This window comes from Pullulanibacillus pueri (assembly GCF_014639255.1).
Classification (GTDB): domain Bacteria; phylum Bacillota; class Bacilli; order Bacillales; family Sporolactobacillaceae; genus Pullulanibacillus; species Pullulanibacillus pueri.
Genome location: NZ_BMFV01000029.1, coordinates 24,164 through 44,693, shown reverse-complemented (window position 1 = coordinate 44,693; position 20,530 = coordinate 24,164). Strand labels below are relative to the sequence as shown.

General features: G+C 40.9%; 17 protein-coding genes. 7 read left to right on the top strand and 10 right to left on the bottom strand.

The features are described 5' to 3' along the window. Positions 1-6 precede the first annotated feature (6 nt). From IEV91_RS16070 to IEV91_RS16040, 7 genes are all read right to left on the bottom strand, one after another. The gene (locus tag IEV91_RS16070; protein WP_268236405.1) at positions 7-1,158 is read right to left on the bottom strand and encodes a DUF2264 domain-containing protein; all 1,152 of its coding nucleotides are present in this window, start codon (positions 1,156-1,158) and stop codon (positions 7-9) included. Between the two features lie 43 nt (positions 1,159-1,201). Further along, entirely contained in the window at positions 1,202-2,401 is a 1,200-nt protein-coding gene (locus tag IEV91_RS16065) for an oligogalacturonate lyase family protein (RefSeq protein ID WP_188498446.1), read from the bottom strand. Between the two features lie 51 nt (positions 2,402-2,452). Next, positions 2,453-3,817: an extracellular solute-binding protein gene (locus tag IEV91_RS16060; RefSeq protein ID WP_188498445.1), complete on the bottom strand. Its 1,365-nt coding sequence runs from the start codon at positions 3,815-3,817 to the stop codon at positions 2,453-2,455. 106 nt (positions 3,818-3,923) lie between these two features. After that, a complete protein-coding gene (locus tag IEV91_RS16055; RefSeq protein WP_188498444.1) occupies positions 3,924-4,772 on the bottom strand; it encodes a carbohydrate ABC transporter permease in 849 nt (282 codons plus the stop codon). 19 nt (positions 4,773-4,791) lie between these two features. Next, positions 4,792-5,709: a carbohydrate ABC transporter permease gene (locus IEV91_RS16050; RefSeq protein WP_188498443.1), complete on the bottom strand. Its 918-nt coding sequence runs from the start codon at positions 5,707-5,709 to the stop codon at positions 4,792-4,794. A 384-nt stretch (positions 5,710-6,093) separates the two neighbouring features. Further along, complete coding sequence (locus tag IEV91_RS16045; RefSeq protein ID WP_188498442.1) at positions 6,094-6,864, bottom strand: sugar phosphate isomerase/epimerase family protein; 771 nt, start codon at positions 6,862-6,864, stop codon at positions 6,094-6,096. 45 nt (positions 6,865-6,909) lie between these two features. Next, positions 6,910-7,584, bottom strand: coding sequence for a GntR family transcriptional regulator (locus IEV91_RS16040; protein WP_188498441.1), 675 nt, complete (start codon positions 7,582-7,584; stop codon positions 6,910-6,912). A 184-nt stretch (positions 7,585-7,768) separates the two neighbouring features. On the opposite strand from IEV91_RS16040, the gene IEV91_RS16035 reads away from it, so the two are divergent. The 7 genes from IEV91_RS16035 (at position 7,769) to IEV91_RS16005 (ending at position 16,781) form a co-directional block, all read left to right on the top strand. After that, the gene (locus IEV91_RS16035; RefSeq protein ID WP_188498440.1) at positions 7,769-8,950 is read left to right on the top strand and encodes a Gfo/Idh/MocA family protein; all 1,182 of its coding nucleotides are present in this window, start codon (positions 7,769-7,771) and stop codon (positions 8,948-8,950) included. Continuing rightward, positions 8,940-10,103, top strand: a complete 1,164-nt coding sequence (locus IEV91_RS16030; RefSeq protein ID WP_188498439.1) for a dihydrodipicolinate synthase family protein — start codon at positions 8,940-8,942, stop codon at positions 10,101-10,103. The genes IEV91_RS16035 and IEV91_RS16030 overlap by 11 nt, the downstream gene beginning before the upstream one ends. Then, positions 10,104-10,910 carry a sugar phosphate isomerase/epimerase family protein gene (locus IEV91_RS16025; RefSeq protein WP_188498438.1) on the top strand — a complete coding sequence of 269 codons (807 nt, stop codon included), beginning with the start codon at positions 10,104-10,106 and terminating at the stop codon, positions 10,908-10,910. Positions 10,911-10,954: 44 nt separating this feature from the next. After that, positions 10,955-12,145 (top strand): Gfo/Idh/MocA family protein, encoded by a 1,191-nt coding sequence (locus tag IEV91_RS16020; RefSeq protein WP_188498437.1) that lies wholly within the window; start codon positions 10,955-10,957, stop codon positions 12,143-12,145. A 769-nt stretch (positions 12,146-12,914) separates the two neighbouring features. Continuing rightward, positions 12,915-13,715 (top strand): 5-deoxy-glucuronate isomerase, encoded by an 801-nt coding sequence (gene iolB, locus IEV91_RS16015; protein WP_188498436.1) that lies wholly within the window; start codon positions 12,915-12,917, stop codon positions 13,713-13,715. A gap of 86 nt (positions 13,716-13,801) precedes the next feature. Continuing rightward, complete coding sequence (locus IEV91_RS16010; protein WP_188498435.1) at positions 13,802-15,298, top strand: UxaA family hydrolase; 1,497 nt, start codon at positions 13,802-13,804, stop codon at positions 15,296-15,298. A 16-nt stretch (positions 15,299-15,314) separates the two neighbouring features. After that, entirely contained in the window at positions 15,315-16,781 is a 1,467-nt protein-coding gene (locus IEV91_RS16005; RefSeq protein WP_188498434.1) for a tagaturonate reductase, read from the top strand. A 76-nt stretch (positions 16,782-16,857) separates the two neighbouring features. Here IEV91_RS16005 and IEV91_RS16000 read toward each other — a convergent pair whose 3' ends face one another. From IEV91_RS16000 to araA, 3 genes are all read right to left on the bottom strand, one after another. Next, on the bottom strand, positions 16,858-17,085 hold the full coding sequence (locus IEV91_RS16000) for a hypothetical protein (RefSeq protein ID WP_188498433.1): 228 nt from the start codon (positions 17,083-17,085) through the stop codon (positions 16,858-16,860). 12 nt (positions 17,086-17,097) lie between these two features. Then, positions 17,098-18,705 carry a sodium:solute symporter family protein gene (locus IEV91_RS15995; RefSeq protein WP_188498432.1) on the bottom strand — a complete coding sequence of 536 codons (1,608 nt, stop codon included), beginning with the start codon at positions 18,703-18,705 and terminating at the stop codon, positions 17,098-17,100. Between the two features lie 316 nt (positions 18,706-19,021). Continuing rightward, the gene (gene araA / locus IEV91_RS15990; RefSeq protein WP_188498431.1) at positions 19,022-20,506 is read right to left on the bottom strand and encodes an L-arabinose isomerase; all 1,485 of its coding nucleotides are present in this window, start codon (positions 20,504-20,506) and stop codon (positions 19,022-19,024) included. Positions 20,507-20,530 lie beyond the last annotated feature (24 nt).

Below are 20,530 nucleotides of genomic sequence, written 5' to 3'. Positions count from 1 at the left end.
CAACGCTTACAAAGCATGATCAATCAAAAAGGCTTTTCCTGACCAAGCCTTTTGTGACGTCCATTCCGCCTCTCCCTGCCAAAATGGATCACTTTCAGGTAACCCTAAAGCAAGAAAGACCGTTGAACATAGATAAAGGCTTCCTGTGGAGATATAGTTCTCACCAATATCGGGTTGATGCCCACAAAAACCAATCCGTAACCAGCCCTTCTCATCAAAGGTTCCAGGGGCTTCAATCATGCGACGAATAACCGCTGTTAAAGCGCAACGTACCTGTGCTGGCTGGATGTCCTTTTTCAATCTATGTTGCAAAGCCATTTGTGATAAATGCTGAAACACGCCGAAACGGTAAGCAATGGAGCGTCCAACGGCTGGGAAGGTCCCTTCAGGTGAAATACTTCTTTCTTGAATCGTAGCATAGCGTTCAGCACGAGCCAAAATGCCCTCTTTCAGAGCTTTCCAATCCTGATACTCCTCGCCAATGGTCTCTATAATATCCACCAACATGGGTTGAATGACAAAACTGTTGTAATAGTCCATGTGGAAGTCTGGGCCGTCTCCGTAGACACCATCTCCCTTATACCATTGTTCATGTTGCTTTAAAGCAAAATCGAGTCGCATCGGATCCCATTCTTCTCCAACATAATACAAAAACGTCTCAATCATAGCTGAAAACAAAAGCCAGTTGCTAAAGCCAGGCTTTCTAGAACGTGTGGCTTTAAGGGCATTGACCACATTGTGTTGCGCTTTAAGATCCAGCTTAAAATAAAGCTCCTTCGGGGCTCTAAGCAAAGCATGCGCAAAAAAGGCAGCATCCACTATTGGTTGAAAGCCTATAGTGAAATTCATAAAGTCAGGAGATTGTGGATCCGTTGCGGCATCAATTGCCTGCCGCGAACGCTCAGCAAATAGATCTCTTAATCTCTTTTCTTCATTATTTTCAGGGACACTTTCAAGCCATGGGGCAATACCAGCTAACGAACGCCCAAAGGCCTCCAAAGAGGACACATCGGTGCGATCGATCTTTCCTTCAACAGGCATTCTCGCTTTTAATTGTTTTTCCGCCAGTGCTTCGATCACAGGACTTATGATGTTTAACATTGTGTCCAGCCAAAACCTGCGGTGAGTACTGGCTTTAAGAGTCTCTGTTTTTATCACGCCATACACCTTCTTGTTTGTAATAATGATTAATCGGTTGTTTTTATACTTCAACTAAATAAACATTCCCTTGCCCTTTTTCGTTGTGGACATCTGAAGTATAAAGGACATATCGTCCATCATGGCTAAAAATGGGATGAGGATGAACATCTTGGACTAAAAAACTACTCCCATGTTCACATAATGGGAACCACTTGAGTTGTTTATTATCCCAATGTGCTTGACATATGTGGATCATATTAGGGTTGATGATACCATCTGTGACTAACCAGTGATCGTTAGGGCTTAATGTAAAATGTCCATAAGCATCCATTTGAGGTGGAAAGGTTAATTCTATAGCCTGTTCAGAATGCTTCAACTGTGAACGCCCAATAAATTGTAGTGAAGGATTGATTTCCTCTTTTTCTAAGTCAGGTAATTGTTTTCTACCATGAAAAAGGATATATTCACCATCATTTGACCACACTTCATGGCAAATCCAAATGAAATGGTTCTCGATAGACTCATCACGCACTTTCTTTATCTCTCCATTATCATAAAGCCATATGCGTTGATCAACCTCTCCCCCTTCATGATTAAAGAGGATTTTTTTCTGGTCATAAGGATGAAATTGGACATGCGTAATCCAACCTACATGTGAAAACCAAATGTTTGATTGACCTGTTTGAGTGTCAATGACAAGCACGTGTGATTGAATAGACTCATTCTCAACTTTTTGACGGATTAAAGAAAAAGGATTATCGCCTTGTACCTGAAAGGCTGAATCTGATATATAAGGAATACAAGCGTACCGACCATCTCTGGATATGTGAGTAAATCCTGTCATTACCTTTGGAGGTAACTCATACACTGTTGTTTCCTCTAGAGAAGCAACATTTAATAGTTTTATATCTCTTCCATCAATATAAAGTAGACGATTCGTTTCAGGGCTGAAACTCACACTGGCCTTTCCCAATCCTTTCTCCTTTTCACCATCATAATAAACATAGCTTTTAAGATAACCATTGGTGTTTTCTGTCAATTGTACTGCTTCTCCATCCTCTAAATTCAATCTAAACAGATTGGGGCTACCAGAGTTCCCCTCACTAATGAAAATAATGTGCTTATTATCTTTAGTAAAACTATTAGATGTAAAATAGAGGTGGTGATGATTCCCTGAACATGAAGTTAGTTGATAGACAGCTTTCCCTGTCAAAGGATTGTCGCGTTGAATAATACAGTGCTTTTCAATCGTTCCCTTCATCCAGTTTCACCCCCTAAGAAAAAAGGGTGAGGAGAAAGATTCTCCCCACACTTAATTTTTTTGCTGTTGTTTTGCCCACTCAATACTTTTTTGTTGTACTTTTTCAAGCGCATCTTTTGGGCTTATTTTCCCTGTTAGGACCCCTTGAACCTGTGATTCTAATTCAAGACGTGGCTCACCATTCACCCAAGGATAGTGAGGAGTCCATGGCGTACTGAGGGCATCAAAAGTTGGATCCATAAATTGACTTTCATCTTTTACACTCTTCCAATCTTTTGCTGACTTAATGACTGGAATACTATTATATTGTTCCCATAGGTACTTTTGAAAAAAGTCAGAGGATGAAAACTTGATCCATTCCCATGCCAAATCTTTATGCTTACTACTTTTAGCCATTACAAAAGGACTACCAGCAAATAAGCCACCTTTTCCTTCATCATTATTAAATTCTTGTGCGATTCCAATGCGATCTTGTAAGCCCTGAGAATTTATTTTAGTTATCAATGATCCAGGACCTTGATTCAACATGATTGCAATATTATTATCCTTTGTTAGCCATTTTTCGGAACCTTGGTCACTTGTAATTCCCTTTGGCGCATACTTTGATAAATCTACTAACCAATTTAATCCCTTTAACATTTCAGGTGAATCAAAATTAAACTTCATTTCATTAAAGTTTTGACCACTTCCCCATGAGCCATTTTGCCCCTCGGCAGCGTTTACAATTAACCATTCAGGAGATTTACCACTGAAATAAACCCCATAGGTTTGTTTCCCTGTTTTTGGGTCTTTTCCAGTCATTTGTTTTGCTTTATCTAATATTTCGTCCATCGTCGGATGCTCAGATAACTCATCTACACCCCAGTCTTTAAAAATTTTCTTATCATAGAGTATAAATCGAGTATCTCCGAATACTGGTAAACCGTATATGCGTTTTTTCCCGTCAGGACCTATTGTTTCCCAACCTTCCACTTGATTGTCTATATATTTATTAAGATCGAAATTGTCTTTATCTATATATGGTTGTAAAGGCTCCAAATCTCCTTCTCGTGCATAGCCACCATCAAGACCTGGCATTTGATAAACATCGGCTTGATGACCTGTTACCATTGTCTTCGTCTTTTGGATATAACCATCCCATGGCATCGTCACAATTTTTAAAGTTGCCCCTGGATGTTCTTTTTCAAATTCTTCTTTTAGGGTGTTCAGCCCTTTAACCTTTTTACCTGAAATGGGATCAGTCGAATCTTGCATTTTAAAATCACCAATCATCTGTACTGTGAGTGTCTGACCTGCCCATTTTCCGTCTTTCTTACTTGTGGAGCTTTTTGAGCTACTACAGCCTGTTAAAAGACATAACGCGACCAGTAATGCGACTAAGCCTAATGATATCGCTTTCTTTTTATTCTTTAGCACAGTTTTTCCTCCCAGATTTTTTATTTAAAGAAACGTGTAATAATCATAAAACTCTACACGTTCCAATAACCAAGGTAAAAAATGTTGAATGCTAGATTCAGCGTCATTATTCTTTCAGACCACTTAAAGCAATACTCTGAATGATGAAACGCTGTAAAAAGAGATACAAAATAATGATTGGAATGACACTTACCGTTGCAAGAGCCATAGTTAAACCACCTAAACTTGTTCCATTTTCTTGAGTAAAACTTGCTAAGTATAAAGGAATGGTTTGTAAATTTGGATCGTTTAACACCACAAGGGGCCAGACAAAATCATTCCAACTAGAAATAAAGGTGAGAATGACCAAAGTCGCAGCAATGGGACCTGTTAATGGAAAATAAATTTTAAAGAAAATACCAAGCTCACTAGCCCCATCAATTTGTGCTGATTCTCTTAAGCTATCGGGTAATCGATCAAAATACTGTTTACACAAAAATATACCAAAACCATTAACCAGCGCGGGTAGAAATAGTGGCCAAAAAGTATTTAACATGCCCAGTTTATTAAACATCTCATACATTGGAATTAATCGCGGTTCCATCGGAATCATAAGGGTTCCTAATACGATAATAAACATCAACTTTTTCCCTTTGAAGGTCCCTTTTGAAAAAGCATATCCTCCTAAAAGAGAAGATGTTACACCTATTAAAACCGAACACACCGTAATTATCCCAGAGTTTAAATATGCTTTGAAAATTTGCCCATTCTCAAACACAAGTTTAAAGTTAAACCAAGAGGGATCCTTCGGAATTAGTCGAGGCGGGAAAGGCATTTGCACGTTTGCCGTTTTACTAAATCCAATACTAATCATCCAAATAAAAGGAACCATTAGAAGAAATCCACAAATTAATAAAACTATAACTTTAATGACATTACTAAGATAAAAGGTCTTTTTCTGGGTCAGAACCGCCATGCTTTATCCCCCTTCATGACTATAATTTCATGTTCGTAATCTTCAAATTGAACATAGTGAAAATAAGTATGATGACAAAAAGTACATACGTTGCCGCCGAAGCGATTCCAAATTGAAAACCGGTAAAACCATGCTCATAAATATAAGCAACAACGGTTTGGATCGATCTATTTGGACTTCCGGTTGTTCCCCCAATTACATAGACCTCATTAAATCTCTGCAATGCTCCAATCCAACCAGTAATTAATAGGAAGGCAAATGTCCCCATCATATTTGGAATGGTAATAAACAACCATTGTTGAAATCCACTAGCCCCATCAATAGTGGATGCTTCATAAAGTTCAGAAGAAATCGCTTGCAAATTAGCCAAACAAATAATAATGACAAACCCAATCCAATGCCATACTCCAAGCAGAATAATTGCCCATTTGGCGGTTCCAGGGTTTGATAACCACAAAGGTGTGGGCAGTCCTAACTTCCCTAAGAAATAATTTAAAAGTCCCATATCTGGATGCAAGACAAAAGTAAATATCATGGCAGCAGCAACTATGGCTGTGACATTAGGTAAAAAGAAGATGACTTTAAAAAAGTTTTTAGCAAATGAAACCGTATTGATCATTGAAGCGAAAATGAATCCTAGTGGAATGGTAATAATCATTTGAAACAGTCCAATATAGAAAGTATTATAAACGGATCTCCAGAAGTCACCTGAACTGAGAACTGTCTTATAATTATCTAGCCCTGCCCAGGTCCCACCTGTGCCCGAAGAGTTGAATAGACTAAGACGTAGGGATTCGATAATGGGATAAACCATAAAACATAAGATCCCTAAGAAGGCTGGTGCCAAAAAAACATACCAAATTAATTGAGATCTTTTAGAGTTCTTTGATCTTATTACATCATTAACCATATTTTTCTGACTTGGTTTACTTAGCATAATATTCTCCTTTCAATTAGCTCTTCAACTGTCTGCTTCCAAATATGTCCCCCTTTTCACGAATTATAGAAACCGTTTTCAATGGGCAGTAAAAAAATTTAAGCTATACTTGGAAATGCAAAATGACTATTCAAATCTTAGATAAATTTAATTTTACTAAGGTGTTGAAAACAACTTACCGTCGATTAAATATTATAATAATATATAATATATAAAAACTCAACAGATATTTTTCAATTATTAAAATTAACTTTCATTCGCTAGTAGTACTTAATAATTTTTTTGACTAAAAAAACTCACTCCTTAATACAAAGAGTGAGTTTTTTTCAGTTATTTAACACAAACATATTAAGTACCCACATTACTAAAAATATTGCCTGATTTTTAGTTACTAAAAATCTGTTCTAAGGAACGCTTTGCCTCTTTTACTTCACTATCAAAGTCATTCCATTTACATTCTATTGAAATTCTACCTTGGTAATTTGCCTGTTTTATTTTGTCTACGAAAACCTCATATGGATAGTTCCCCGTTCCGGGTGCCATTCTTCCAGTATCAGCAACATGAATATGTCGAAGATAATCTCCCCATTGCACAATATGATCTAAATTCTCATCTTCCTCATCCATATGGTAAAAATCCGCTAAGACCTGAATAGAAGATCGACTCACCTTTTGGGCAAAATCAACGGCTTCAGGAATAGTATTTATAACGTTGCTTTCTTTTTTGTTTAAAGGTTCGATCACCACTGTTATTCCTGTTTCCTCTGCTTTATCAGCAACCTTATTTAAAAAGTTGAGAATCTGCGTCTCTCCTTTCTCGCGATCAAAACCAGCTGGAATACTCCTTGCTTTGCCACTTCCGAACACCACAATTTCGGCTCCAATCCTTTTTACCCGCTCTAATGCCCTCTCAACATACGAATGAATGCGCTCCCAATTTACAGAATCACCAACCAAGGTGAGGTCTCCAGGTAGAAAAACATTGCACGCTTCAACAGGTATTGGACTTGCTTCAAAGGGCTTTAAAAGGATTTCTCTGAAATAGTGATCATCCTTTTCTGGACTTAATGACGTCACCGTACATTCTATAAAATCAAAACCAGCCCTTTGAACAATTTCTGCTTTTTGAATATCAGCACAGCAGCCAAGTTTCATTAAAATCCCTCCTGATTAAAATATTTTCATGAATTCGAATTATGGTTACTCATTGTTAAGAAAATTCATATACTCCTTTAATGCGTATTGATTGTGTCGTTTAGTTAGGAGCTCCGCCTTCTCACCCTTCCCATCCTTAATCGCCTCCAGTATTTCATAGTGTTCACTTTGGGACTCATCATGACGGTCAATTAATATCTCACTAAAAAAATAGCGGTGAATGCGATCCCATTTGTCCAGGACTTTTGTGTGCATAATATTTAAGGTGGGCATTAATGTCAGATTTACAATGCTCTGGTGAAACTCTGCATTTAATTGTCCCCATTTGCCATAATCCCTCTGTTCAAGAATAAGATCCATATTAGCTAGCTTTCTCTGCAATTTCCCAATCTCTTTCTCAGTTATTTTTTCTGTCGCAATACGGGTGGCCACACCCTCTAGGCCCTCTTTAATCGCAAAGGTTTCAACAACGGAGTCCTTCGTTATCGGTGCCACAATAGCTCCTACATGAGCGTTATAAGTGATTAAATCTTCAGTGTGCAATATTTTTAAAGCTTCACGTACGGGTATGGCACTAGTATCCAGTTGGCTCGCGATTTCTGAGATGACAAGTTTTTCTCCAGGGTGTAATTCACACATCATAATGGCCTTTCTTAGAACTTGATAAACATATTCTTGTTTCGTTCTATAAGGAATATTATGTGAGATAGTTAATTTCATTCTCTGGTCTCCTATTAATTTTCTTAATAATTGAATGATATATTATATACCTAAAAAAGTCACTCACCCTACCTTCCGTTTTTTTCAGCCTTTAATATTGTTTTAAATATTACAATAATATATAATATACCATAAGTTATTGCTTTTATCCTTCGCTTTATTACAGAAAGGGGCTTCATCTCTTATGAAACCAATTGGCATTATTATGAATGGTGTTACTGGGCGCATGGGCACCCGCCAGCATTTAGAACGTTCAATCATGGCGATCCGCAATCAAGGAGGACTGACTTTAGCCAATGGCGAAAGACTCATGCCTGACCCTATCTTACTTGGGAGAAATGAGGAAAAGCTACGAACGCTTGCTCAACAATTCGGGATTGAACGATGGAGTACGAATATAGAAGCGTGCTTGGCTGATCCCTATAATGAGATTTATTTTGACTCACAAACGACCTTAAGACGGGCAGCTGATGTCAAAAAAGCCATTGAGGCTGGGAAGCATATTTATTGTGAAAAACCAACAGCTGTCACTTCTGAAGAGGCTTTAGAACTAGCCCGCCTAGCCACAGAAAAAGGCGTTAAAAACGGTGTTGTGCAAGATAAGTTATTCTTACCTGGACTTCTTAAACTAAAGCGTCTTATTGATAACGGTTTCTTTGGAGACATTCTTTCCGTCCGCGGCGAATTTGGTTATTGGGTTTTTGAGGGCGATTGGCAGCCGAGTCAACGTCCCTCTTGGAATTATCGTAAAGAAGACGGTGGTGGCATCATTGTCGATATGCTTTGTCATTGGCGTTATGTCTTAAGTAACTTATTTGGAAAGGTTAATGCATTGTCTTGTTATGGTAAAACCCACATCCCCACTCGTTATGATGAAGACGGTAAAGCTTATCAAGTAACTGCAGATGATGCAGCCTATTCGACCTTTGAAATCGAAGGCGGCATTGTGGCCCATATCAACTCTTCCTGGAATGTGCGTGTTAATCGTGATGAACTCTTTGAACTGCAAATCGATGGTACCGAAGGCAGTGCCGTAGCCGGACTTCGCAATTGCAAAGTCCAACACCGTGTGAATACACCAATGGCCATCTGGAATCCTGATCTTCCAGATAAAAATAATTACCGTGAACAATGGATAGAGGTGCCGATGAATGGCGATGAGGATAATGCTTTTAAAATCCAATGGGAAATGTTCCTAGACCATGTCGTCACTGACGCCCCTTATCGCTTTGACCTTCTTGAAGGAGCAAAAGGAGTTCAATTCGCCGAGCTAGGTTTGAAATCTTGGCAGCAGCGTCGTTGGCTAGATATCCCGGAGCTTACTCTTGACGTAAAAAAGGAAGGGAGTATCGACGGTGTCAAATAAATTGCGATTACCTCGAGCAAGTGGAAAACTCGAACTCTATCAACCTACAAAAAAAAGCTTACCGCCGACACTCACGCAATCTCCTAAAAGTCGGACCGTTTTTGCTGCCGCCCATGTTGTCGCTGATCCACTGGCCGATATTGATCTCGCATCAGAAACGGTATTAGATTGGGAAGCCACCCTTTCCTATCGTCGGTATTTATGGTCCCTCGGTTTTTCAGTTGCTGAAGCGATGGATACCGCTCAACGTGGGATGGGATTAAACTGGGAAGCTACAAAAGAATTAATTCAACGCTCTGTTGCAGAGGCCAAGAGCCATAAAGGCGATATTGCTTGTGGCGCTGGTACCGACCATCTGAATGTCAGCCCGCAGACGACTTTAGATGATGTCATCAATGCTTACTTAGAACAATGTAGTTTTATAGAAAGTGTTGGTGGAAGCATTATTCTTATGGCAAGTCCTGCCCTTGCTGCTCTAGCTAATGGACCTGAGGATTATGCTAAAGTCTATCACACGGTCCTCTCTCAGGTCTCTCATCCGGTCATCCTTCATTGGCTTGGGGCGATGTTTGATCCAAAGCTAGAAGGCTATTGGGGAGCTTCTACTATCGATCAAGCGATGGAGAATTGTTTAAAGGTGATCAAAGAGAATGAAACCAAGATTGGTGGGATTAAGATTTCCTTACTTGATGACAACCTTGAAATAAAAATGCGCCAACAATTACCTGACACTGTAAAGATGTATACCGGGGATGATTTTAACTATCCTCACTTAATCTTAGGTGATAAAGCAGGATATAGTCATGCGCTTTTGGGTATTTTTGATGCCATTGCTCCTCTTGCCTCTGCTGCTTTTAGAGCTTTGGATGACGGAGATATCAAAGGCTATCAAAACATACTTGCTCCAACGGTGCCCTTAAGTCGCCATATTTTCAAGGCACCCACTCGCTTTTATAAAACAGGGGTGGTTTTTTTGGCCTACCTCAATGGCCATCAGGATCATTTTAGAATGGTTGGAGGTCTCGAAAGTATGCGTTCAGTGGTACACCTAGCCGAGCTTTTTATACTGGCCGATGAAGCCGGTCTCTTTATTGATCCTGACAAAGCCAGCCATCGTATCAATAAGGTCCTTGATGTTGCGGGGGTTATATAAATGGAAACAGCCTACTTAAGTTTTAATCAAATCACTTCAGACAACTGTAGTTTAGAGGAGGTTGCTGAAGCATGTGTCAAAGAAGGCGTCCCTTATATCGCCCCTTGGCGACATAAAGTGCAAGACATCGGTGTGAAGAAGAGTGCTCAAATTATTCGGGATTCTGGCCTTAAGGTTTCAAGTCTTTGTCGGGGCGGAATGTTTCCGGCTGCAACTCACGTCGAACGTCAAGTGCGCATTGATGATAATCGTCGCGCGATAGATGAGGCCGCAGAACTTGGTACGGATGTGCTTGTTCTCGTTTGTGGTCCTTCTCCCGATCGAGATATTCAAGGGGCACGGGCAATGGTTGAGGCAGGGATAGAAGCATTAATCCCCTATGCTGAAGAGGCTAATGTTCGACTTGGGATCGAACCCCTCCACCCTGTTTTTGCAGGGGACCGTTCTGTGATTTCCACACTAGGTCAGGCGAATGATATTGTGGAGAGATTCGCTTCGCCTCAAGTCGGCGTCGTCATTGATGTCTATCATGTCTGGTGGGACCCTAACCTTTATCAGGAGATTAAGAGATCCCAAGGTCATATCCTCGGCTTTCACGTGAATGATTGGATTAAAGTCACAGATCCACTTACCTCAAGAGGGATGATGGGTGATGGTGTTATTGAAATACGCCGCATCCGGGAGGCTGTTGAAGCTGCAGGTTACAAAGGTCCCGTTGAAGTCGAGATATTAAACGATAAGCTTTGGCAACACCCTTGCCAAGAGACTTTAAAACGGATTAAAGAACGTTTTTTGGAGTATGTATAAATAAGGATTATAAAAAAGTCAGATCTTAAAATGGAGAAGATAGGATGAAACAAAACGTATCCATCGTATTAATTGGTATAGGCGGATATGGAGATTTATATGTTCAGGCCATTTTAGAACAAAAGTATAATGCCACTTTGGTCGGTGTCGTCGATATCCATCCAGAAAAGTGTCCGCATTATCAACAACTCATAGAAAGGCATATACCCATATTCTCTTCTATTGAAGCCTTTTACAAAAATTCCAATGCCGATTTAGCGATTATTTCAACACCCATCCACTTACACACCAGCCATACTTGTTATGCACTAGAACATGGCAGCCATGTGTTATGTGAGAAACCGATCAGTCCAACCGTACAGGACGCTAGAAAAATTATCGAAACCCAAAAGACCACCGGTAAATATGTTGCCATTGGCTTTAATTGGTCCTTTACATCTTCCATTCAACAATTAAAGCAAGATATCATGGAGGGTGCTTTCGGAAAAGCGCAGCAGTTGAAAACCATTGTCCTCTGGCCCAGAAACCATTCCTACTTTACTCGTGCACCATGGGCTGGTAGGAAGTGGAGTAATAAAGGTGAACTTATTTTAGATAGTGTAGCGAGTAATGCCACTGCCCATTTCTTGCATAACATGTTTTATCTACTGGGTGAAGATAGTAACAAAAGCGCGCCTTTAAAAACGGTCACCGCTGAACTCTATCGGGCCAATGCCATTGAAAACTTTGACACCTGCGCAGCGCGGATTTTTACACAGGATGATGTAGAGGTTCTCTTCTATGCTTCGCACGCGGTTACAGAGTTATTGGAACCCACGTTTGTCTATGAGTTTGAGAAAGCAACGCTCACTTATTCTAAAGGGGAGACTATCACTGCATGCTTCCATAATGGCGATAAGAAGGTCTATTCAGATCCAGAACAGCAGCACTTTCAAAAATTGCCGGCATGTATAGAGGCTGTCTCTTCAGGTCGCGCTACCGCATTATGCGGACCTGAAGCCGCTTATTCACACATCTTAAGCATTAATGGCATGCAGGATTCCGTCCCAGATATTACGACTTTCCCACAAAATCAGATTAAAGATGACAATGGGGAGCTCACTTGGGTCCAAGGTCTGAGTGAAAGCTTTAGAGAAGCCTATAACCAAGGGGTCTTGCCTAGTGAAATGAATGTCTCCTGGGCTAACAAAGGAAAAACCATCACTTTAACCAATTATAAAGAGTATAACGGGTAATGCAAATAAGTAGAGCAAAACCACTCTTCGCCACCGAGTGGTTTTGTATAAGAAAATTCCTAAATTTAATGGCCGAATATATCATTAAATAAGATAGAATAATCAAAAAACAGGATTGATATAGTCCATTATAATGCATATACTTATTTCATAACGTTGACGTATACTTAAAGGTCCCTTCATTCATTTGTCACTATTGCTATAGATTGCGACGTAACGGGTAGGTGGCTTTCCGCTCTAGGTCGCTCGCTTTCCTCGGGCACGGCCTCAGCTAACTTGGGAATGGACTATTTTGTTCCCAAGTGGATCTTCGGACTCGTGCTGTTCCCGATGGAGTCTCGCGCCTTTCGCTCCAATCGACTTGATGGCAATCGAAGCTTTTGAGCGGTTTCACAGGAATTAATTCAATGAATTTCTTTTTTTTGCTATGCACCCAAGCTAGCGAAGGAAATACACGGAGACTCCTGCGGGAGCAGAGGCCTAGGTGAGACCCCGGAGCGCGGAGCGCGAGGAGGCTCACCAGCCGCCCGCGGAAAGCGGAGTGTATTTCCGTAGCGGTGTTTTATGATTGACGTCGCAATATCCTTCAACTCCTAAACTTTATGCCTCTGAGAAAAACAACAGTCTTCAAAAAGACTCTATTTAAGCACCTTAGAAAACGCATTTAATATAGTGATGTGTTTTACATTCACTCAAGAATCTAATGGCAAAGACTATTCCCACCAGCATTGAATACATAGTAGTCTCAAAGTGAGAAAGGATTGATGAGATGGAACGATTTGTTAAAGGTCGACCGATCAACGGTTATGAAGATATTTTCCCTGAAAATGGTGATCTCCTAAAATATTTAGCTTTTGGAAAGCTTGCACTCACAAAGGGGCAAACCTTTGAAGCAGCAACTAAAGACTTTGAAACGACTCTAGTCATTTTAAACGGAAAACTCTCCGTCAGCTCAGAAGGAAAGGAATGGACACATCTCGGCGGGCGGCAAAATGTCTTTGACGGAAAGGCCACAGCCATTTACATCCCTTGTCACTCTTCCTACAAAGTTACGGCTGAGACAGATACAAAAGTTGCAGTCTGCAAAGTAAAGGCAGAAGAAAAGTATGAACCATTTGTCGTAGGCCCAGAACATATTGTTGTAAACGAACGTGGAGATGAGACTTGGAAACGGGTCGTTCACAACATTATTGAAGACAATGATTTCCCGGGGAAAGTTCAACGCACCGTTCTAGGGGAAACATTCAATGCCCCTGGAAACTGGTCAGGTTATCCTCCGCATAAACATGATGGTGAATTTGCTCCTGAAGAGCCGGACTTAGAGGAAATTTATCATTACCAGGTGAACCCGGAGCAAGGTTTTGGTGTTCAATTCTTATATACCAAGGATGGTGAACTTGATGAAGCCTACACCATTAGACCAGGAGCAAGTTTTGCGATTGATAAAGGCTACCATCCAGTTGGGAGTGCTGGCGGTTATCAAGTTTATTATCTGTGGTTTATGGCGGGACCAACCGGTAGAAAACTCAATCCCTATGAAGATCCCGACCATAGATGGTTGAATAAATAAGTTGATTTCTATTTCTTACAGACATAGCTCACCCATCGCTATGTCTGTCATTTTATGAATTAGCTTTAAATAAGGAGGAAAATAAAATGGCAAATAACCGAGCCATGGTTATTCACCCTAACGATTCCGTTTTTATTGCCTTAGAAGATTTATCTGCTGGTGACGTTGTCCATGTAAATGAGCAACACATTACGCTCATAAGTGACGTTCCCTCAGGTCATAAAGTCGCTCTTAAAGCGATTCCTACTGGGGAGAAAGTGATGAAATACGGCTACCCGATTGGTGTGGCCCTTGAACCCATTGAAAAAGGGGAATGGATCCATACCCATAATATTAAAACCACTCTAGATGGGCCATTGAACTATGCCTACACACCTGACGAAAATCGTATCCAGGCAGGAACGACAGACCTGACTTTTCAAGGGTTTCTCCGTCCAAATGGTGAAGTCGGTATTCGCAATGAAGTATGGATTATTAACACAGTAGGGTGTATTAATAAAACCGCCGAAAGCATTGCGAGATTAGCAGGAGACCTATACAAGGATAGAAATATCGATGGCATTTATCATTACCCCCATCCCTTTGGGTGCTCACAATTGGGGGATGATCTTTTATACACACAAAAATTACTTGGAAACCTTGTCAACCATCCCAATGCCGGTGGTGTCCTCGTTATTGGACTCGGATGTGAAAATAATTTTATTGAATCGTTTAAAGAAAGCCTCGGAGACTATAAAGAAAATAGAGTCAAGTTTATAGAAAGTCAATGGGTGGACGATGAAATCGCCGATGGTATTGATTTAATCGGCGAGCTCATTGGCGAAATGGAAAAAGACAAAAGGCAACCCATTTCTCTCTCAAAATTAAAAGTCGGATTGAAATGTGGTGGGTCTGATGGATTTTCGGGAATTACCGCGAATCCACTGGTAGGTGAGTTTTCTAACCTCTTGATCCAAAATGGAGGAACGACCATTCTCACGGAGGTCCCAGAAATGTTTGGCGCTGAGACAATCTTAATGAATCGAGCCGCAAATGAGAGGATTTTTTCAAAAACTGTTAATCTCATTAATGGTTTTAAAGACTACTTTATCCAACACCAACAACCGATCTATGAAAATCCTTCTCCTGGGAACAAAAAAGGAGGTATTTCAACATTAGAAGAGAAATCCTTAGGCTGCGTCCAAAAAGGCGGTATAGGCGAGGTGGTAGATGTTATTGATTATGGAGAAAAAGTGTCAAAGCAAGGGTTAAATCTCGTTCAAGGTCCAGGAAACGATCTTGTTTCAGTGACTGCTTTAGCAGCTGCTGGGGCACATATTGTTTTATTCACTACTGGGCGTGGAACCCCATTTGGAGGACCAGTGCCTACGGTAAAAATCTCAACCAATTCACAGATCTACACTAAAAAGAAAAACTGGATTGACTTTAATGCCGGAGAGCTTTTAGAGAATAAAAATATGGATCAGCTCAAGCAGGCATTCTTTAACTACGTTCTTGATATAGCGTCTGGGAATACTCAAACAAACAATGAAAAGTTTGGATTTAAAGAAATTGCGATATTTAAAACCGGTGTAACTTTATAATGCTAGAGGTGACACAATGAAGAGATTAAGTAATGATGTACTCACTCAACGCCCAACTTTGCCAGAAAAAATTGTACAGTTCGGGGAAGGAAACTTCCTAAGAGGATTCATTGATTGGATGATCCATCAAATGAATAAACAAGGACTATTTAATGGGAGTATTGTGGCCATACAACCGACGCCTCATGGCCGGATTCTCCCAAAATTGGCGCGACAAGATTATTTATATACCACCGTACTCAGAGGGATTCAAGAGAATCAAGTGATTGATCAGGCCGAGGTAGTGACTTCGATTAGTCGTGGTATTAATCCCTATTCGGATTGGCAAGAGGTGTTAAGCCTTGCCCAAAATAAAGACATCCAATTTATATTTTCCAATACAACAGAAGCAGGCTTAGCTTATAAAGAGGAAAAGTACGAGCCAGAAACGGCCCCCCCTTCCTTTCCAGGGAAACTGGCCCTTTTTCTATATGAGAGATTTCAATCAGCGCAAGGCGACCCAAATAGCGGCTTTTACATTTTCCCCTGTGAGCTCGTTGAAAACAATGGCGATCTATTAAAGGAAATAGTATTAAAAGTCTCACAGGATTTCGGATTTCCTGAGGCATTTAGAAGCTGGATAGAATCCGCCAACCATTTTTATAACACACTTGTTGATCGCATTGTCACCGGCTTTCCAAAGACAAATGGTGAGGTTGAGGCCTTTTATAACACGTTCCATTATGAAGATGAGCTTTTGACCATCGGAGAACCTTATCATTTGTTTGTTATTGATGGTCCAATAACTATGGAAGAGCTCCTCCCTTTTCAGCAGGTGGGACTAAACATCCAATGGACCTCTGTCAAACCCTTTCGTGAGTTAAAAGTAAGAATATTAAATGGGCTCCATACGATGATGTATGCAATTGGTCTCCTCAAGGGAAAGGAAACAGTCCTTGAAGTCATGGAGGATAACGCATTACGAGCAATGATTGACCACTGTCTACAACAAGAAATCTTTCCGGTTCTAGAGACGAGTGATGAAGAAAAAGCAGTGTTTGCTGAATCTGTCATCCAACGTTTTCTTAATCCTTTTAACCATCATCAATTATCTGATATAGGGCTCAATGGTCTAAGTAAATTCAGAGTCAGAGTCCTACCTACTCTCCTTGATTATATTGAAAAATACCATCAAGTCCCTGAAATCTTAAGCTATTCATTTGCTGCAAGTCTACTCTACTATCGCGTTCACTATTATGAGGGTGATACAGCTTACGGCCAGTGGAAAGGCAAAACTTACCCGCTGAAAGAAAATAATGAAACATTAAAATTTCTAGAACAAGCATGGCAAAATTATGATGACACCTCTGAAAAAATGGAAGCAGTGGTGAATACCATTCTTGAAAATCAAACCCTTTGGGAAAAAAATTTAAATAAGGTCCCCACCCTTAAAAAAAAGGTGATCCATTTTCTTTCAAAACTGCTCGCTGACAGCTCAAGTTAACCGCAATCTTAAGTTCATTCTTTCAAAAAGGACTACGGATCCGTAGCCCTTTTTGACCATGACTATCTATACTAATTTACTCCTCTTCTTCATCCACCTTGGGAGCTTTCAGCGATAAAAGTAAAAAGATGACCCCGACCACCAGCATGAGGAGTCCCCACCAGAGGTCGATGTTGAAAGAAATAGCGTCTGTCTGTGGATTAAAGATTAAACCGTACCCGCCAAGAACAATGCCATAAAGCGTCAATAATATACCGATTAAGCGCCGAAGGTCGAAATACTTCTGTTGTTGCTGTTCTTCCATACCAATCCCCTCCTACCAAAAGATGATGTTCAGAATGACAAAGACAACAAGACTGAGAATACCAAGAACACCTGGGCGTTTGTACCAACTGAATCCCTTATAAGAACGATACTTGCCAACCCCAAGGACGATTCCTTTTAATTCTTCGACCGGCTTTGGCTTTGTGATCAAGCTGACACCCACTCCGACGACTGTAGTAACAACCCATACCCACCAGGATCTCCAGAAATTCCCGGCATTTGGTGTCGCAAAGTCGATGGGAATGAGGAAATAAAAAATAAAAGCGAAAGCGATTCCCGAGACAAGTCCCCAGAATCCTCCCCAGGGTGTCATGCGTTTCCAGAACATCCCGAGTAAGAATACCCCAAAAATAGGTGCGTTAAAGAAGGAGAATAGGGTTTGCATGTAGTCCATAATACTAGGAAAACCTGCCGCTAAATAAGAAGCCGCAATGGCAACAATGACCCCAGCGACGGTAGCCACCCTTCCCATCCAGACATAGTGTCTATCTGAAGCATCCTTCTTAAAATAGGCTTGGTAAATATCATAGGTCCAAACGGTTGTAAAGGCGGATATGTTTCCTGCCATCCCACTCATAAAACTCGCCATAAGAGCGGTAACCCCAATCCCCACCATACCGACAGGATAATATTTAGCTAGGAGCATCGGTAAAGCAAGATTGTAACTCGTGTCTCCATGCCCAATATGAGGAAAGACGGCCAGAGCAATTAAACCAATAACAATCGTAATCGCTGGAATAAACATTTTAATAAAAGAAGCATAAATCGGGGTGACTTGGGCTGCACGTTGACTTTTCGCCGCAAACGCCCGCTGGACGACAAGAAAATCTGTAGTCCAATAAGCAAAGGAGGTGACGAAGCCAAGCCCTAAAACAACACCTATCCAACTTGCACCTAAGGAATTGTCTGAAGATCCCAAGCTTCCCCAGGTATGTTCAAAACCATGAGGTATTTGCGCGACTAAACCGCTCCATCCCCCTAAATGATATAACCCTATAATTGTTACGGGAAGAATACCTAGACAAATTAAAAAGAACTGCGTCACTTCATTAAAAATTGAAGAAGTCAGTCCTCCTAAGACAACATAAACCAAAACGATCGCTGCAGATAATAGAATACTCCCTGTCAAAGACCATCCTAATAATGTTTTAAATAATAGTCCCATAGAATACAAGCTGATCCCAGAAACCAAAAGTGTCATTGCTGCAAAGGCAACCGCATTGACCCCACGAGTCGCCTCATTGAAACGCAGCTTTAAATACTCTGGAACTGAGCGTGCTTTTGAAGCATAATAGAAGGGCATCATATAAAGGCCCATAAAAATCATGGCTGGAATGGCACCGATCCAATAAAAGTGGGCCTGGATCATGCCGTATTCTGCCCCTCCTGCACTCATGCCAATAATTTCAGTGGCCCCGAGGTTCGCAGACATAAAGGCAATCCCTGTAATCCAAGTCGGTAAGGACCGCCCTGATAAAAAAAAGTCTTTTCCTGTTTTCGTATGCTTACGTAACATAAAACCTACAATAAGAGCAAAAGCAAAGTAAGCAATAATGATAAAATAGTCGATTGCACTGAGATGAAATAAACCACCGGACATGTTGTAAAACCTCTTTTCTAGTTGTAGTTCCCGTATAGAGTCATCCAAGTTTGCAAACTATATGAAGTTTATCCATTAAAAATATAGTGGACGGACTTGAGAAGAGAGAACATCTATTTAAGCAGCTGAAATAGGGAAGACTCTGTTTAAACTGGTTCAGTAATAACGCCAACGGGAGTACATCCCTATGACGTAAGCTAAAGCCATCTCTCGCACAAAGCCATCGCTATTTCAAGCTGCTACAAAAATACAACCTTACTCATAAAACAGAATTCCTTATAGTGAACTTTTTGATTAATGTCCCAGTCCTAAGCCTTTATTTCCAAGCTATATCTCCCCACTTGAGTTCATTCTTCAACTGGCGTAAATTTGTCTCCTTATCAATCACCACACATTCAATACCAGCAATCTCTGCCCAATCTAAGAGTTGGTCTGTTGTCACTTGCAGTGAGAAGACCGTATGATGAGCACCGCCAGCGTAAATCCATGACTCAGTCGCCACACTTAAAGAGGGCTCAGGCTTCCATAATACTTTTGCGACTGGAAGTTTTGGAGTTTCTTTTTCAGCCTTTACTGCTTTAACTTCATTAATCACCATTCGGAAGCGGTTTCCTAAATCAACAAGCGAAACCGTAACCCCAGCACCTTCCTGGCCATCAAAGACAAGTCGAGCAGGATCTTCTTTATTCCCCATGGTCAGTGGATTCACAACAATCTTAGGTTTAGTGGCAGCAATCGTTGGGCAGATCTCCAACATATGCGACCCTAAAATCATTTCATTTCCCGGTTCAAGATGGTAAGTATAATCCTCCATAAAAGAAGTGCTTTTATTGTCCGCGATGATTTTCATCATCCTTGTTAAAGCAGCCGTCTTCCAATCTCCTTCACCACCAAAACCATAGCCCTCAGCCATAAGCCGCTGAACAGCGAGACCTGGCAACTGCTTCATACCGTGGAGGTCCTCAAAGTTCGTTGTAAATGCTGTGTATCCCCCCCTATCAAGAAAACGTTTCAATCCTATTTCTATGCGAGCTTGTTCTTTGATAGAAGTTTGAATTTTCCCTTCTTGACTGGCCTCCATTGGAAGATCATAAAGCTCACGATACGCTTCATATAAAGCATTAACCTCTTGATCGGTGACGGCCTCAATATCTTGAACAAGATCACCGATGCCATAATAATCAACGGACCAGCCAAACTTCATCTGGGCTTCTACCTTATCTCCCTCAGTGACGGCAACATGACGCATATTGTCACCAAAACGGGCAACCTTTAGTTGCTTTCCTTCATTAAAAGCGACAGCGGTATGCATCCAGTGGCCCATCCGCTCGCGGACAGTCTTATCCTGCCAATGACCCACGATGACTTTACGTGAAAGCCCCATCCTTGTCACCATGAAGCCATACTCACGATCCCCATGAGCGGATTGATTAAGATTCATAAAGTCCATATCGATCTCATCCCAAGGAATATCCCGGTTATACTGAGTATGTAGGTGAAGCAGCGGCTTCCTTAATTCTGAGAGACCGGCAATCCACATTTTCGCAGGAGAAAAGGTATGCATCCAGGTCATGATTCCTGCACACTTTTCATCGCTATTGGCTTCAAGACACAGTTTCCTGATTGCATCTGGTGTTGTTAATACGGGCTTAAAGACAAGTTTAAACGGGAGAGACTCTCCTTCATTTAAGCCTACGGTCATCTCTTTTGAATGTTCTTCAACTTCCCGAAGTGCTTCCTCCCCGTAAAGATGTTGGCTTCCTGTGACAAACCAAAATTCATAAGGTCTTAGTTTTAACATAATCTCTGTCTCCTTTATCTTTAA

Coding starts and splice junctions, on each gene's coding strand:
- IEV91_RS16045 (WP_188498442.1), bottom strand. CDS start 6,864: ATGAAACTTGGCTGCTGTGCTGATATTCAAAAAGCAGAAATTGTTCAA.
- IEV91_RS15995 (WP_188498432.1), bottom strand. CDS start 18,705: ATGTCCGGTGGTTTATTTCATCTCAGTGCAATCGACTATTTTATCATT.
- IEV91_RS16035 (WP_188498440.1), top strand. CDS start 7,769: ATGAAACCAATTGGCATTATTATGAATGGTGTTACTGGGCGCATGGGC.
- IEV91_RS16010 (WP_188498435.1), top strand. CDS start 13,802: ATGGCAAATAACCGAGCCATGGTTATTCACCCTAACGATTCCGTTTTT.
- IEV91_RS16055 (WP_188498444.1), bottom strand. CDS start 4,772: ATGGCGGTTCTGACCCAGAAAAAGACCTTTTATCTTAGTAATGTCATT.
- IEV91_RS16050 (WP_188498443.1), bottom strand. CDS start 5,709: ATGCTAAGTAAACCAAGTCAGAAAAATATGGTTAATGATGTAATAAGA.
- IEV91_RS16020 (WP_188498437.1), top strand. CDS start 10,955: ATGAAACAAAACGTATCCATCGTATTAATTGGTATAGGCGGATATGGA.
- IEV91_RS16065 (WP_188498446.1), bottom strand. CDS start 2,401: ATGAAGGGAACGATTGAAAAGCACTGTATTATTCAACGCGACAATCCT.
- IEV91_RS16000 (WP_188498433.1), bottom strand. CDS start 17,085: ATGGAAGAACAGCAACAACAGAAGTATTTCGACCTTCGGCGCTTAATC.
- IEV91_RS16005 (WP_188498434.1), top strand. CDS start 15,315: ATGAAGAGATTAAGTAATGATGTACTCACTCAACGCCCAACTTTGCCA.
- iolB (WP_188498436.1), top strand. CDS start 12,915: ATGGAACGATTTGTTAAAGGTCGACCGATCAACGGTTATGAAGATATT.
- IEV91_RS16025 (WP_188498438.1), top strand. CDS start 10,104: ATGGAAACAGCCTACTTAAGTTTTAATCAAATCACTTCAGACAACTGT.
- IEV91_RS16040 (WP_188498441.1), bottom strand. CDS start 7,584: ATGAAATTAACTATCTCACATAATATTCCTTATAGAACGAAACAAGAA.
- araA (WP_188498431.1), bottom strand. CDS start 20,506: ATGTTAAAACTAAGACCTTATGAATTTTGGTTTGTCACAGGAAGCCAA.